The 14,612-nt window shown below is 69.6% G+C and carries 11 protein-coding genes; 5 read left to right on the top strand and 6 right to left on the bottom strand.

Going from position 1 to position 14,612, the window contains the following annotated elements; all coding sequences use genetic code 11:
- The first annotated feature begins 2 nt into the window (after positions 1-2).
- The 3 genes from ACQPWU_RS55755 to groL all read left to right on the top strand — a co-directional run bounded on the left by ACQPWU_RS55755 (position 3) and on the right by groL (position 2,873).
- Positions 3-278 (top strand): MoaD/ThiS family protein, encoded by a 276-nt coding sequence (locus ACQPWU_RS55755; protein WP_433435215.1) that lies wholly within the window; start codon positions 3-5, stop codon positions 276-278.
- A 244-nt stretch (positions 279-522) separates the two neighbouring features.
- Positions 523-723: a cold-shock protein gene (locus ACQPWU_RS55750; RefSeq protein ID WP_238503559.1), complete on the top strand. Its 201-nt coding sequence runs from the start codon at positions 523-525 to the stop codon at positions 721-723.
- A 524-nt stretch (positions 724-1,247) separates the two neighbouring features.
- Positions 1,248-2,873: a chaperonin GroEL gene (gene groL / locus ACQPWU_RS55745; RefSeq protein WP_433435214.1), complete on the top strand. Its 1,626-nt coding sequence runs from the start codon at positions 1,248-1,250 to the stop codon at positions 2,871-2,873.
- A gap of 78 nt (positions 2,874-2,951) precedes the next feature.
- Here the strand turns inward: groL and ACQPWU_RS55740 are convergent, their stop codons facing one another.
- Together ACQPWU_RS55740 and ACQPWU_RS55735 are read right to left on the bottom strand one after the other, a co-directional pair.
- Entirely contained in the window at positions 2,952-3,482 is a 531-nt protein-coding gene (locus tag ACQPWU_RS55740) for a YbhB/YbcL family Raf kinase inhibitor-like protein (protein WP_433435213.1), read from the bottom strand.
- An 88-nt stretch (positions 3,483-3,570) separates the two neighbouring features.
- Positions 3,571-5,571, bottom strand: a complete 2,001-nt coding sequence (locus ACQPWU_RS55735; protein WP_433435212.1) for a HelD family protein — start codon at positions 5,569-5,571, stop codon at positions 3,571-3,573.
- 390 nt (positions 5,572-5,961) lie between these two features.
- On the opposite strand from ACQPWU_RS55735, the gene ACQPWU_RS55730 reads away from it, so the two are divergent.
- Complete coding sequence (locus ACQPWU_RS55730) at positions 5,962-6,297, top strand: hypothetical protein (RefSeq protein WP_433435211.1); 336 nt, start codon at positions 5,962-5,964, stop codon at positions 6,295-6,297.
- Between the two features lie 227 nt (positions 6,298-6,524).
- Here ACQPWU_RS55730 and ACQPWU_RS55725 read toward each other — a convergent pair whose 3' ends face one another.
- The 3 genes from ACQPWU_RS55725 to ACQPWU_RS55715 all read right to left on the bottom strand — a co-directional run bounded on the left by ACQPWU_RS55725 (position 6,525) and on the right by ACQPWU_RS55715 (position 10,245).
- Positions 6,525-8,171 carry a DNA repair helicase XPB gene (locus ACQPWU_RS55725; RefSeq protein WP_433435210.1) on the bottom strand — a complete coding sequence of 549 codons (1,647 nt, stop codon included), beginning with the start codon at positions 8,169-8,171 and terminating at the stop codon, positions 6,525-6,527.
- Between the two features lie 141 nt (positions 8,172-8,312).
- Positions 8,313-8,669, bottom strand: a complete 357-nt coding sequence (locus ACQPWU_RS55720; protein ID WP_433435209.1) for a hypothetical protein — start codon at positions 8,667-8,669, stop codon at positions 8,313-8,315.
- A 100-nt stretch (positions 8,670-8,769) separates the two neighbouring features.
- Positions 8,770-10,245, bottom strand: coding sequence for an AMP-binding protein (locus ACQPWU_RS55715; protein WP_433435208.1), 1,476 nt, complete (start codon positions 10,243-10,245; stop codon positions 8,770-8,772).
- A 353-nt stretch (positions 10,246-10,598) separates the two neighbouring features.
- Here ACQPWU_RS55715 and ACQPWU_RS55710 point away from each other — a divergent pair, with 353 nt between their 5' ends.
- Entirely contained in the window at positions 10,599-12,035 is a 1,437-nt protein-coding gene (locus ACQPWU_RS55710; RefSeq protein WP_433435207.1) for a hypothetical protein, read from the top strand.
- A 173-nt stretch (positions 12,036-12,208) separates the two neighbouring features.
- On the opposite strand, the gene ACQPWU_RS55705 is transcribed toward ACQPWU_RS55710, so the two are convergent.
- The gene (locus tag ACQPWU_RS55705; RefSeq protein WP_433435206.1) at positions 12,209-14,605 is read right to left on the bottom strand and encodes a helicase-associated domain-containing protein; all 2,397 of its coding nucleotides are present in this window, start codon (positions 14,603-14,605) and stop codon (positions 12,209-12,211) included.
- Between the last annotated feature and the right edge of the window lie 7 nt (positions 14,606-14,612).

The raw sequence follows: 14,612 nt of genomic DNA, 5'->3' as shown, positions 1-14,612 counted from the left end.
CCATGAGCGTTACTGTGCGGATTCCCACCATTCTGCGCACGTACACCGGGGGCAACGCGGAAGTCAGTGGCGAGGGCGCGACTCTTCGTGACGTCCTCGTCAAGCTCGACTCCGACTACCCGGGGATCGGCGCGAGAATTCTGGATGAATCGGGCAAGATTCGGCGTTTCGTCAACGTTTACGTTGGGGAAGAGGATGTCCGATTCGTCGACGGGCTCGACACTCCAGCACCTGAGGGCACTCAGATCTCTATCATCCCGGCAGTCGCCGGCGGCTGAGTGCCATAGATCACAGTGTTGAAGGCGCCCCTAGTGGGCGCCTTCTGCTTTTCCAGGCCAAATGAACCTTTCAACGGCCTTCGATGCGAAGAAATGCGACGTTTGTGGATTGACTCTGTTGCCAAACCCCGTGCCACAGGTATGGTCGAGGGCGATCGTCTGGCTGATTTTCCGTTAAGTCAGGTGATTACGGGTCTCGCGGAGGAATGGGCGAGATCTGTGGGCCCAGTAAGAGGAGTCGGAAGTGGCGCAGGGCACCGTCAAGTGGTTCAACGCGGACAAGGGCTACGGCTTCATCGCGGTAGACGGTGGTAAGGATGTATTCGTCCATTACTCAGCGATCCTGATGGACGGGTACAGAGCTCTCGAACAGGGGCAGAGAGTCGAGTTCGAGATCACGCAGGGCCAGAAGGGTCCCCAAGCAGAGGCCGTTCGCGCGGTCTGATACGCCCCCGCTGGTATGCACCGGCAGGGTCGCGCGGCAGCGCAGTCCGTGTGAACCTGCCACCTTTCTTTCGTCGACTCGGGTGCGGCGAGCCGCATGGGGTGGCTCGCCGCACCTTCATGTCGCTGGGGAGCCGTCGCCTTCCCTCGTCGCTCTGGTCGCTTCGCTTCCGCTGCTCCTCGGTCCAGGCGTCGGCGCTCCCTCGCGTGTTCATGGCCTCCACTTCGCGGAGGCGGCTCGGTCGCTGGGGAGCCGCCGCCTTCCCTCGTCGCTTTGGTCGCTACGCTCCCTGCGCTCCTCAGTCCAGGCGTCGGCGCTCCCTCACCTGGGAAGGAACACCCGGGGGAGGTCTCTCGCTTGCACTCGGCAGGGTAGAGTGCTAAACAGTTCGTTGGCACTCTCTACAGCAGAGTGCCAACTCGGATCGGGACGATGGGGTCTGCCGAAGGAGATGCTGACCCATGCCGTCGCGGGCGTCGGCTCGGTCCACGACAAGCCACCCTGCATCTGGGAGGTCTAGCCTTATGGCAGCCAAGATGATCGCGTTTGACGAGGACGCCCGGCGCGGTCTCGAGCGCGGTATGAACCAGCTCGCCGACGCCGTCAAGGTGACCTTGGGTCCCAAGGGCCGCAACGTCGTGCTGGAGAAGAAGTGGGGCGCTCCCACGATCACCAACGACGGTGTGTCCATCGCCAAGGAGATCGAGCTCGAGGACCCCTGGGAGAAGATCGGCGCAGAGCTGGTCAAGGAAGTCGCCAAGAAGACCGACGACGTCGCGGGTGACGGCACCACCACCGCCACCGTGCTCGCCCAGGCGCTGGTGCGTGAGGGTCTGCGTAACGTCGCCGCCGGCGCCAACCCGATGGCCCTGAAGAAGGGCATCGAGGCTGCCGTCGAGCGCGTCAGCGAGGAGCTCTCCAAGCTGGCCAAGGACGTGGAGACCAAGGAGCAGATCGCCTCCACCGCCTCCATCTCCGCCGCCGACCCCGAGATCGGCTCGCTCATCGCCGAGGCGATGGACAAGGTCGGCAAGGAAGGCGTCATCACCGTCGAGGAGAGCAACACCTTCGGCCTCGAGCTCGAGCTCACCGAGGGCATGCGCTTCGACAAGGGCATGACGTCGATGTACTTCGTCACCGACTCGGACCGCATGGAGGCCGTGCTCGAGGACCCGTACATCCTGATCGTCAACAGCAAGATCTCGGCCAACAAGGACCTGCTGCCGCTGCTCGACAAGGTCGTCCAGTCGGGCAAGCCGCTGCTGATCATCGCCGAGGACATCGAGGGCGAGGCCCTGGCGACCCTGGTCGTCAACAAGATCCGCGGCCTGTTCCGCTCCGTGGCCGTCAAGGCCCCGGGCTTCGGCGACCGTCGCAAGGCGATGCTGGCCGACATCGCGATCCTTACCGGTGGCCAGGTCATCGCCGAGGAGGTCGGTCTCAAGCTCGAGAACGCCACCCTCGACCTGCTCGGCCGCGCCCGTAAGGTCGTGGTGACCAAGGACGAGACCACGATCGTGGACGGCGCCGGTGACGCCGAGCAGATCGCGGGGCGGGTCAACGAGATCCGTGCCGAGATCGAGCGCACCGACTCCGACTACGACCGCGAGAAGCTCCAGGAGCGTCTGGCCAAGCTGGCCGGTGGCGTGGCGGTCATCAAGGCCGGTGCCGCGACCGAGGTCGAGCTGAAGGAGCGCAAGCACCGCATCGAGGACGCCGTGCGCAACGCCAAGGCGGCCGTCGAGGAGGGCATCGTGCCCGGTGGTGGCGTGGCGCTGCTGCAGGCCGGCGCCAAGGCCTTCGACAAGCTCGAGCTCAACGGTGACGAGGCCACGGGCGCGGCGATCGTGCGCAAGGCTCTGGAGGAGCCGCTGAAGCAGATCGCGGTCAACGCCGGCCTCGAGGGCGGCGTCGTGGTGGAGCGCGTCCGCAACCTCACCCCGGGTGAGGGCCTGAACGCCGCTTCCGGCGAGTACGTCAACATGTTCGAGGCGGGCATCCTCGACCCGGCCAAGGTGACGCGCTCCGCGCTGCAGAACGCCGCCTCCATCGCGGCGCTCTTCCTCACCACCGAGGCCGTCATCGCGGAGAAGCCCGAGAAGACCCCTGCCGCTCCGGCCATGCCGGGCGGCGGCGACATGGACTTCTAGGTCTTTCCTCGCTGTTCGAACGCAGGGCGGCCCGGGTCTCCCGGGCCGCCCTTGTGCGTATCAGGATGGATCCGCCGGTCATACGCCGTAGACGGGGATGATGTGGCCGCGGGCCACGGTGTTGGCGGTGATGTTGAAGCCCACCACCGCCGGGCTGGTGTCGCTGTCCACGCCCAGCTTGTCGACCCCCAGGGCGTGGACCGTGAAGACGTAGCGGTGCGGGGCACCGGGAGGCGGGGCCGCCCCGCCGTACTCCTTCTTGCCGTAGTCGTTGCGGGCGTGGATCGCCCCGGCGGGCAGGCCCTTGAACTCAGGGCCGGTGCCCGCGCCCCCGGGCAGCTCGGTCACGGAGGCCGGGACGTCGAACAGCACCCAGTGCCAGAAGCCGCTACCCGTGGGGGCGTCTGGGTCGTAGCAGGTGACGGCGTAGCCGCGGGTCTCGGCAGGCGCGCCCGACCAGCGCAGGTGGGGCGACTGGTTCTGGCCCGTCATGCCCCAGTCGTTGAAGACGTGGAGGTCGCTCAGCCTCTCGCCGTCCTGGATGTCGTCGCTCTCGACCACGAGCGCGGGAACCGACGGCAGGTATTCGTGTGGAAGCGGTGCGGGCACGGCATCCTCCTAGGTTGAGAGCTGGTTGCCCAGCCATCCTAGAAGTGGCCGTGCCCGCCGCCAGTCAGGTGATCAGTCCGTTTCGCGCCTAGGCCGTCAGCTCGGCGGGCAAGGGCTTGTCGTGCAGGACCGTCAGTGACGTGACAGCTCGGGTCAGCACCACGTACAGCCTGGCCAGGCCCCGGGGCTCGGCCGCGACGATGTCCGCGGGCTCCACGACGATGACGTGGTCGTATTCCAAGCCCTTGGCCAGGGTCGCGGGGACGATCAGGAGGCGGTGCTCCTCGGCGGAGTCCGGGTCCAGTACGGCGTGGGGAAGGCCGGCCAGCGCGCGGGAGACCTCGGTGATCAGGGCGTCCGGGACGATGACGCCGATGGAGCCCTCTCTGGCGAGGGCCTCGGCGGCGGCCTCCGCGACCGAGCCGCCGGGACGTACCGTGAGCGAGCCCAGGCCAGGGCGGAGCGAGCGGGGAGCGGCCAGCTCGGGGGCGATGGAGGGGAGCAGGCGGGCGGCGTAGTCGAGGACCTCCCGCGGCACGCGGAAGCCGAGCGTGAGCTCCGTCACCTCGCCCTCGCGCTGGCCCAGGTGCTCGAGCACCGACTCCCAGGAGCTGGTCGACCATGGGGTCGTGCCCTGGGCCAGGTCGCCCAGGACCGTGGCCGAGCCGTTGCGGCAGCGGCGGCCGAGCGCTCTCAGCTGCATCTCGGAAAGGTCCTGGGCCTCGTCCACCACCAGGTGGCCCAGGGACGCTGTGCGTTCCATCAGGTCGCCGAGCTCGTCCAGGAGAGCGGCATCCGCGGCCGACCATTTGGCGGACTTCCAGCCGCGGTACGGTTTCCGCCAAATGAGCAGTTCTTGCTCTTCTGGCGACAAATCAGATTTAGCGGCTTTGGCGAGAAATTCCGGATCTGCGAGCAGACGATAAAGGACCTGTTCTGGCGTTAGTTTAGGCCAGACCGTATCTACGAGTTGCTTCACCGGTTTCGACCTGGCCACGGCGTCCTGAACCCGGTCATCGGGCGACTCGCCGCGCTGCTCCATTCGTACCAGAACCATGTGAGCCAACCGCTGGGCCAGCGCCGCGCGGCCCGGGTTGTATCGCGTGGTGCCGCGCAAGGAGGCCACGATCTCGCGTACCTCGTAGTCGGCCACCCTGTAGCGGTATGCCCCCTTGGTGAACACCACGCCCTCCTCGGGCTTCACGATGTGCAGCCAGAGCGCGCGCTCGAGCACCGCCGCCATCCTGGCGTCGCCCTTCATCGCCGCCACCATCGGGTCCTCCGGCGCCGCGTGCGCGCCGAGCAGTCCCGCGACCGTGGTCTGGTCGACCTTGACCTCGCCGAGCGCGGGGAGGACGGAGGAGATGTAGGAGAGGAAGGCGCGGTTGGGGCCGACGATCATGACGCCGGCCCTGGCGAGGCGCTCGCGGTGGGTGAACAGGAGGTACGCCGCCCGGTGCAGGCCCACGGCGGTCTTCCCCGTGCCTGGCGCGCCCTGGACGCATACCGTCTGGGCCAGGGTGGAGCGGACGATCTCGTCCTGGTCCGGCTGGATCGTCGCGACGATGTCGCGCATCGGGCCGGTTCGGGGACGTTCGATCTCGTCGGTGAGGATCTTCGACGGGCCGATCTCAGTGCCGTCGCCGAGCGGCTCGTCCTCGAACGCCGTCAGTGCGCCGCCGTGGTAGCCGAAGCGGCGCCGCCGTGCGACGCCCATGGGGTCGGTGGGGCTGGCCTGGTAGAACGCGCGCGACACGGGGGCGCGCCAGTCGATGACCAGGGGCTTGCTGCCGCCGTCGTGCACGTGACGGCGGCCGACGTAGATCGTGCTGGGCAGGTCGTCGCCTGCGGTGCGGTCGAGGCGGCCGAAGAACAGCGGCGTGTCCGGGTGGTCGGCGAGCGCGGCCACGCGCTGGTCGAGAAGGGCCTGGAGGATCTGCTGCGACACCCAGTCACCCGCCGCGTCCGCGGACAGAGACTGGGCGTGTGCGCGCATGGCCTTGAGCGCGGCCCTGGACTGGGCCAGGTGCGCCTGCTCGGCGGCGAGCACGTCGGAGGGTATGTCGGGGGCCAGTTGGTGTCCGGGCATGCGAAAGCGCCTCCCTGGGTGGTGTTCGGAGGTGGTTAAGGCAGCGAATCGGCCAGTCTAATGGCGACGCCGGGTGGCTTCCAAAGCATTTCCCGGCCGCGTCCGCCGTTTCGGCTGGCCGGGCTTCTGTCTCCCGGGCCCGCCGCGCGCCACCTCTCGCCTACGGGGCGCGGCATGTCGGGACGTCGCACAGGTCGTCGGCGAGACGGGTGGCGGCGCGCTTCGCCCGTGCGGGTCCCTCGGATGCCGGTACGGCGGGACGGTGCACGGCGGTGCTCGGCGCAATGCGTGCGGCGCCCAGGCACGTCGCCGACGGGACGCGGGACGAGGACATGGGAGGCCGGTCAGGGCGGGCGAGTAGCGGTTGTCCGGGAGGGGTAGGGATTGGTGATGGCGCGGATTCAGCTGCGTTTCTCGCCGATCATTCCCACGATCGCGAGCTTCCTGCTCGCAACTCTCTGGACGTTGTCGGTGTTCGCGGACTGGGGCCTGGAGGCGTTCTGCGCGGGCGGCGAGTCCGCTTCGACGTGCTCCCAGCGTCTTGGTACGGTCTCCACGGCGTCAGGGCTGTTCGCCGTGCTCGCCGCCGGCTGCACGGCGGCCGCCTGGCTCCTTCCGTGGTCCAGGAACGACCCGCGCACGTTCGGGCGGATCATGGGCGTGGGCGTGGTCTCCTGGGTCGTCGCGGAGGGCGTGCTGTTCCTCGGTGGCCTGATGGTGCGGTAAGAGCCGGACCGCGCCTCGCCGCAGTGAACCCACCGATAGGTTAACTAACGGGTAATACCGAAAAATTCGGGCATATCAGGTGGGTTTGTCGGATCATGGGGGTATGTCGCAGGCGGCGTGATAGTACGCAGGTGAGGGGGGTGGTTCGATTGTCTTCGGCCCGAGGAGTCTCGTGGACGTGAGACCACGCTGAACATGCCTGGCCGCTCGAGACGAGCGGCCGGGCATTACACCTCGCCGAACACGTCGTCGGCGTCGATGATCTGGTAAGCGTACCCCTGCTCGGCCAGGAACCGCTGCCGGTGCGCAGCGAACTCCTGGTCCACCGTGTCCCTGCTGACGATCGTGTAGAACCGGGCGCCCCCGCCGTCGGCCTTGGGCCGCAGCACCCGGCCGAGCCGCTGGGCCTCTTCCTGGCGTGAGCCGAACGTGCCCGACACCTGGATCGCGATGGCCGCCTCCGGCAGGTCGATGGAGAAGTTCGCCACCTTCGACACCACCAGCACCTGGATCTCCTTGTCGCGGAACGCCTGGTAGAGCCGCTCGCGCTCCTTGACCCTGGTCTCGCCCTTGATGACCGGTGCGTTGAGGTGCTCGCCGAGCTCGTCGAGCTGGTCGATGTACTGGCCGATGACCAGCACCTGCTCGCCCAGGTGACGGCGGACCAGCGCCTCGGTCACGTGCGTCTTGGACGGTGTGGTGGCGCAGAAGCGGTAGCGCTCCTCGGACTCGGCCATCGCGTACGCCAGCCGCTCCTCGTCCGTCAGCGTGACGCGTACCTCCACGCAGTCGGCGGGCGCGATCCAGCCCTGGTTCTCCATTTCCTTCCAGGGCGCGTCGTACCGCTTGGGCCCGATCAGCGAGAACACGTCGCCCTCGCGCCCGTCCTCGCGCACCAGCGTCGCGGTCAGCCCGACGCGCCTGCGTGCCTGCAGGTCGGCGGTCATCCTGAAGATCGGCGCGGGCAGCAGGTGCACCTCGTCGTAGACGACGAGGCCCCAGTCGCGGGCGTCGAACAGCTCCAGGTGCGAGTAGACGCCCTTACGCCTGGTCGTCATCACCTGGTACGTGGCGATGGTGACCGGGCGGATCTCCTTCTTCGAGCCGGAGTATTCGCCGATCTCGTCCTCGGTCAGCGACGTGCGCTTGAGCAGCTCGGTCTTCCACTGGTGGGCCGAGACCGTGTTCGTCACCAGGATGAGCGTGGTGGCCTGTGCGTGCGCCATGGCGGCCGCGCCGACGATGGTCTTGCCCGCGCCACAGGGCAGCACGACCACGCCGGAGCCGCCGTTCCAGAACGCGTCTGCCGCCTCCCGCTGGTACGGCCGCAGCCCCCAGCCGTCCTGCAGCAGCTTGATCGGGTGGTGCTCGCCGTCCACGTAGCCGGCCAGGTCTTCCGCCGGCCAGCCCAGCTTGAGCAGGGCCTGCTTGACGTTGCCACGGTCGCTCGGGTGCACGACGACCGAGTCGGCGCCGAGCCGCTCGCCCAGCATCGGCTGGATCTTCTTGGAGCGCAGCACCTCCTCCAGGACCGCCCGGTCGGTGGAGGTCAGCACCAGGCCGTTGCCCGGGTCCTTCTCCAGCCGCAGCCGGCCGTACCTGGCCATGGTCTCGGCGATGTCCACCAGCAGCGCGTGCGGCACGGGGTAGCGGCTGAAGCTGATCAGCGCGTCGATGACCTGCTCGGCGTCGTGCCCCGCGGCACGGGCGTTCCAGAGGGCCAGGGGGGTGACGCGGTAGGTGTGTACGTGTTCTGGAGCGCGCTCGAGCTCGGCGAACGGCGCGATCGCCTTACGGCAGTCGCCCGCTCGTTCGTGATCGACTTCGAGCAGCAGTGTCTTGTCTGACTGGACGATCAGCGGTCCATCGCTCACTGGGACTTCTCCGTGGGTTCGTACGGGGCCTCGCGCAACAGGACCATCGTCTCCTGATCCCGGCTGCCCCGCTCCGAGACTCCAACAACCCGCGAGCCCGGATTAGTCCAAGGCCCTGCCGCCGAAGTGCCGTGACAGACCTCAGGTGCGGTCGTCCAGGTAGCCGGCGAGGCCCAGGAAGACGAAGACGGCGACGGTCAGCACGAAGCCGACCCCGAACAGGACCCAGCTCCAGATGACCATCGTGCGGGCGGTCTGCGGCTCAGTGCGGGCTCGGCCGAGCGCCAGGCCCGCCAGGATCGCGCCGGGCAGGCCGAGGACGTTGCAGCACGAGACGAGCGCGAGAAGGTTGAGCACGAGCGAGACGATCGCGTTGGCGCTCGGCCCGTCGTTGCGCGGAGGCGGGGGATAGCCATAGCCGTACTGCGGCGGCGGCTGCTCACCGTAGGGGGCGCCATAGGGCTGGTACGGATAGCCCGACTGATCTTCCTGGCTCACGTTCACCTCCAGACACGTCAACAATTATCACGGAATTGAGACGCGCCCGACCGCAGTGCACGATCTGGCCATAGATCCCGAAACCCCTGCCAGCCTTGGGCTAGAGCCGCGCGCGTAGGGCCTTTCTGTCGAGCTTGAGCACGCTCGTGACCGGCACCGAGTCCACGAACCTCACCTCGCGCGGATACTTCACCCGGCCCACCCGCTCGCGCGCCCACTCGATCAGCTCCTCGGCCGTCGCCGACGCTCCCTGCCTGAGCTGGACGAACGCCACGACCTCCTCGCCGACGCGCGGATCCGGCCGGCCCACGACGCCCGAGATCACCACGTCGGGGTGCCGGTTGAGCGCGTCCTCGACGTCGCGCGGGAACACGTTGAAGCCGCCGCGGATGATCAGGTCCTTCTTCCTGTCGACGATGTGGAGGTAGCCGTCGTCGTCCAGGCAGCCGATGTCTCCGGTATGCAGCTCGTCGCCGGCCAGCGCGGTGCCCTCGGGGTCCGGCTCGTGCTCGCCCCAGTAACCGAGCATCAGCGAGTCCCCCGAGACGCAGATCTCGCCGACGTCCCCGATCTCCATCGCCTCGCCGTCGCCGTCGCGGATGGTGATCGTGTAGCCGGGCAGCGGCAGGCCGACGCTGCCGGCCTTGCGCCTGCCCGGCGGGTTGAACGTGGTGACGGCGCTGGTCTCGGTCAGTCCGTACCCTTCGAGGATCTGCACGCCCGGCATCCTGCGCTCGAACTCCTCCAGCACGTCCCTCCCGAGCGGTGCCGCGCCGCAGGTGAGGTAGGAGAGGTGGGGCAGCGGGTGCGACTCGAGCGGCTCGGCGAGGAGCAGCTGGATCATGGTGGGCACGACGGTGCCGAACTGGACGCGCTGCTCGGCGGCCAGCTCGAGGAACGCCTTCGGCTCGAACCAGCGCATCAGCACCGCCTGCTGCGGCTCCGTGGCGTGCATCGAGGCGACCGAGATGATCAGCCCGTACGCGTGCGAGAGCGGCACGGGCAGGAGGGCGCGATTCTTGCCTTCCTGGTGGGACATGTCCCAGACGTCCTTGGCCACCTTCCAGAGTCCCTGGTGGCTCAGCATGACGCCCTTGGCCTTGCCCGTCGTGCCGCCGGTATACATGAGCGCCGCCAGATCGCCCGGGTCCCTGGTCACCGGGCCGCGTTCGGACGCCCGTTCCAGCTCGCTCGTGTCCACATAAATCGGTATATCTGCGGTGGCGGCCCGTACGGTCTCCGCCAGCTCGGGCGAGGTGACGATCGCGGACGCGCCACTGTCGAGCAGGATGTGCCGCAGCTCCTCGGCGCCCACCAGGAACACCACCGGCGTCACCACCGCGCCCGCGGCCCAGAGCGCCTGGTAGACCAGCGGCACCTCGGGCGAGGTCGCCATCATCACGACCACCCGGTCGCCGGGCCTGATCCCCGCCTCGACGAACCCGCCGCACATCCGGCGCGCCCGCTCGGCGAGCGCGTGGCCGCGATGCCAGACCCCTTCGTAGAAGACCGCGTCGTGGTCGTCGAAGCGGCCCCATGACTTCTCGGCCAACCGGCCCAGCGTTTGCTCGGACATCACATGCCCAACCTGATGCGATCGAGGTTCTGGAGTCAACCCTTGACTGGTCCCAGTCGGCGGGGCCCGGATGGGGGGTAAATAGCGATAATCGCCCTCTATGGCTATTCTTGTTTTCTTGTCGTCCTAGATCATGTAATGGTGGGAGATCAAGCGGCCGTAGGGCCTGCCAAGAGCAACGGAGGGCATGATCGACATGTCCGCGACAGCGGCCCCGGCTGCGCGTCACGCGCTGAAAGCCTGGTCGGAGCGGCTTGATCACGCTGCGCGACCGCCTTGTATTAAACGAAAAAACTTGTTAGGCGAAGATATTTTCTGTAGAAAAGTTTCCAGTCAACCCTGGGGTGACTTTCGTGACCGAAACGCCTGAATTGGGCGAGATCGATCTCGACGACATAACGCTCCGCCAGCGCCTCATAACCATCTCCGACCACGTGCGGTCGGTTGCCGCGCCGGTCACCAGAGACCTCAACAGGCGGGAGGCCGACGCGCTCCTGCGTTCCTACCTGGAGCCGGACTGTTTCCCCGAGGCCGTGCGCAGGCTCGCCATCCGCCACCTGCTCGTGCTCGTGGGCGAGGAGGAGATGGGCAAACGTCTAGGGGCCATCGCGCTGCTTTCCCGTATGTCCCTGGCCGACGGCGCGATCACCGTGCTCTCGCCCGCCGGCACCGCCGCCGAGCTGCTGTCCAAGACCGACTACGAGCCGGGCAGGGCGTACCTGGTGCACGACTGGATCGCGGAGAGCACCGACAGGCTCCAGCTGGTCAACCTGGCGCGCAAGCTGGCCGAGCTGGGCTCGTACCTGGTCATCACCAGGAACGGCGCGCCCTCGCAGGCGGTCGAGGTGGAGCAACCGTGGTCCGCGCCCGACCCGGGGGAGCTGTTCGACTTCTGCCTCAGCACGTATGACGTGCGCGCCGGGCGGACCTCCGAGGAGATCACCCGGGCAAGGGATCTGGCGCTGGTCCTGCCGACGCCGGCCGAGGTCGTGAGCCTGGCCTCGCGGCTGGTGCGGGACGAGGGGCCGGCGGGGGAGGAGGTGGCGGCCTGGTTCGACACCAAGCCGCCGCTGCACGAGGTGCGGGCGGCGGCGGCGCTGGCGTTCCTGCACCGGGTGGCCGAGCCGGTCTTCGAGCGGCAGTTCGCCCGGCTCGAGCGGATCTGCCAGACGCACGAGAAGCGCGGGCCGCAGCCGATCGGCAGTCCTCATCCCTTGATCGGGTCCCATGAGGGGCGGGTGGGCTTCCTCGTGCCGCACCATCGGGGTCAGGTGCTCGCCGAACTGGTCGGCCGGTACGGGTTCTGGCTGTGGCAGCCGTTGCGCGAATGGGTCCGTTCGCTGGCCTTGGAGGGGCTCGACGTGTCTGCGCCGGCTTCGGAGGGTGTGGCGTCGCTGGCGGCGTACTCGCTGCAGGAAGCGCGGGAGGAGTTCCTGGAGGTGTGGGCGCGGGGCGGGAACGCGGAGCGGCTGGCGGCGGCGAACGCGCTGTCGTACATGTGCGCCGACGACACGCTCGCCCCTGAGGCGCTGCGGCTCGCGCTGGACTGGGCGGTCGATCCCGGGGACCCTCGGGCCCTGGCGGCGGCGGTGGCGCTGGGCGGCGGGCTGTCCGCCCGGTACCCGGCCGACTCGGTGCGGCTCCTGCGGCGGCTGGCATCCGGCGACGGGTCCGCGGCGAGGGTGGCCAGAGGGTCGCTGGCGCTGCTGCTCAGACAGGCCGGCAAACGAGACGACGCCCACGCCCGCACATTGATCGCCCTGGCCGCCACCACCGCCACGGGCCCTTGACCCGGCGCGCTTCACACCCTGCCCGCTTGCCCGGCAGTCGCCGGCCCAGCGCCGCTCGCCCGCTGCAGGAGACCATCGGCACAGTGGCGCTGGGCGGCACGGAAAGGCCGGTGTGCTCTGGACGTGCCGCGCGGAGGCGGGGCGTGGCGCGCAGGGGCGCGGCCGGAGGCGGGTCAGAGGCCGGAGACTCCGGTGATGCGGTGGAGGGCGAAGCGGTGGACGGCCGCTCGGGTCTCGTCGTAGGCGGTCAGGTAGCCGCCCTCCATCCGGGCCGGTTCCAGGATGCGCGAGGTCGCGTTGCCCTGTGAGTCGAGGTAGCCGATCCACACGCGCACCCCCTGCTTGATCGCCTCCTGCAGGGCCGAGATGGTGGCCGTCGCGGGCCCGCGTGGCACCTGCCCGCCCGGTGCCTCCACAGGCTCGCGCCGCGACAGGTGCGCCGCGTCGCCGGCCCGCAGAGCGCGTACGGCCGCCGTCGCCACCTCGGGATCCAGCCCATTGCCTGCGGCGACCGTACGGACCGGCGCAGGCCCCTCGGTACGGCGGCTGTCGAGCTGAGAGATGATCACATCGCCGTCGAGCGACTCGGCCACGGGCGCGTACCCCATGGCGCGCAGCGAGTCGACCAGCGCCGCCCTGGACGAGCGGGAGGCGATGACGGTGGGGGCCAGCCGGCGCAGCCGCAGCGCGGCGGAGCGCCGGTCGGCGGTGATCTGGTCGAGCAGCGCGGGGTCGTCGCAGCGGACGTACGCGCTCGCGGTGCCCACGCGGATGCGGCCGTGGCGCCTGGCCACGTCGGTCACCAGGTAGGACAGCGCCTGCGGCACCGGCGTGGCCGAGTGGCGGGCCAGCATCGACACCAGTTCCTCGCCCCCGTGCCCGGCGTCCAGCGCCCGCCGGATGGAGCCCTCGCTGAACCGGTAGACCGTCGCACCGCCCTTCGACTCCACGTCGGCGGTGAGCGTCATCCAGCGGTTGAGCTCGCTCGTGAGCGGCCCGGGCGCGACGGCGGTGAGGTCTGCCTGGAGCAGCACGTGATCGACGGGCTCGGGCAGCAGCGGCGCGAGCACCTCCGCCGGGTCGCCGCCCTCGAGCAGCGCCCGCCCGTGCGCCGACAGCGCGCCCAGTCCCGTCACGCCCACCTGCTCGGCCTCCCGCAGCGCGAACTCGGTGAGCCGCTCGCGCAGCGGCCCCCGGCGGCGCGGCTGCTCCCACGTCAGCCGTTCGAGGATGGAGTCACGTGAGGGCGCGAGGCCCGGCTCGGCGGCCAGCACGCCCAGCGTGGCCGCCCTGATCCCGGGCGCGGAGGCGCGGCGCAGGTCGGTGTGCAGGGCGTTGAGCGGCCTGTCACGCTCGTCCCGCTCACCGACCAGGCCGGGCACGCGGTCCATGTGCAGCCATGTGGTCGCGAGTGCGACCCACCGGTCAGCGGTCGCCCTGACCCGCCACAGGTCGTAGCCGGAGGTGGGCAGCCACTCGCCGTCCACGCCGCCGCCGGCCGCGATCAGCCCGGCCGCGTACGCGACCTCGATCACCAGCGCCGCCACCCACTCGGGCAGGTCCAGCTCGCCGGCCGTGCGCTTCAGATCGCGTACGCCCAGGCCGCCGGTACGCAGCACGCCCGGCGGATCGACGCTCCACCGATCGCACAGCTCCTCGACCGACCTGACGAACGAGAACGCCTGCCCGGCCGCCGTACGATCGGCCAGGTCCTTGTCGCGTGTGGCCCCTTCGAGCGGCGGGGGAACGGCCAGCAGACCGCGGTGCACCCGGCCGCCACGCAGGTAGAGCCCCACTTCGCGGGGCAGTGTCACGCTCTCCTCACCGGTGGCCGCCAGCAGCCCTCTGGCCAGCAGCTCCTCGATGGGCGAACGGGCGGACGCCACGCGTACTTCGCGCCTGGCGTTGGGCACGCGGCCGGTCGGCGGGCCCCAGGCGAGCTGGTCGAGAGCGCCTCTGGCCTCGGGCGAGACGGACCCGATGAGCGTGGCGGGCTCGGCCAGCGCGGCCGCCAGTCGTTCCTTGCCGGAGCCCCGGGTGCCCGGCGCGATGTCGTCGGCCATCTCGTCGAGCTGCTCCGGCGGGTGATGCCGGAACGCGTCAACCGCCCTCGGCCCGAGCCCGGCCGGGTCGTCGAGCACCTTGCGCACGCCGGGACCCAGGTCGAGCGCGTCATCGGGCCCATAGACCAGCGCCAGGTCACACAGCCTGTCCAGCGCCGCCGACAGCGCGGGCTCGGCATCGGCCCCGCCGCCCGCCGGGACAGCCTCGGTCCCGCCGCCCGCAGTGCCGGCGTCGGGCTCTGGGCCGGCGCCGCCGAGGGCCGCGCTCACGAGCTCACGCAGCCGTTCCTTTGCCACCGGCCCGTCCTGCACGGCCAGCGTCTCCACGACCGCGAGCGTGAAACGGTCGAGCCGGTCGAGCACCCTGCCGATCGCCGACGGGCTGCCCGCCCGCGACGCCAGGCCTTCCAGATGCGCGGGCACCGGAGTGATCAGCTCGGGCCGCGCGGAGACGAGCGCCCGTAGCTGTTCGTCGGTGCGCCCCCTGATCCACTCCGTGAACTCCATCGATGCC

It is taken from the genome of Nonomuraea sp. CA-141351, from assembly GCF_050944675.1.
Taxonomy (GTDB): domain Bacteria; phylum Actinomycetota; class Actinomycetes; order Streptosporangiales; family Streptosporangiaceae; genus Nonomuraea.
This window is presented reverse-complemented; position numbering and strand designations above follow the sequence as displayed.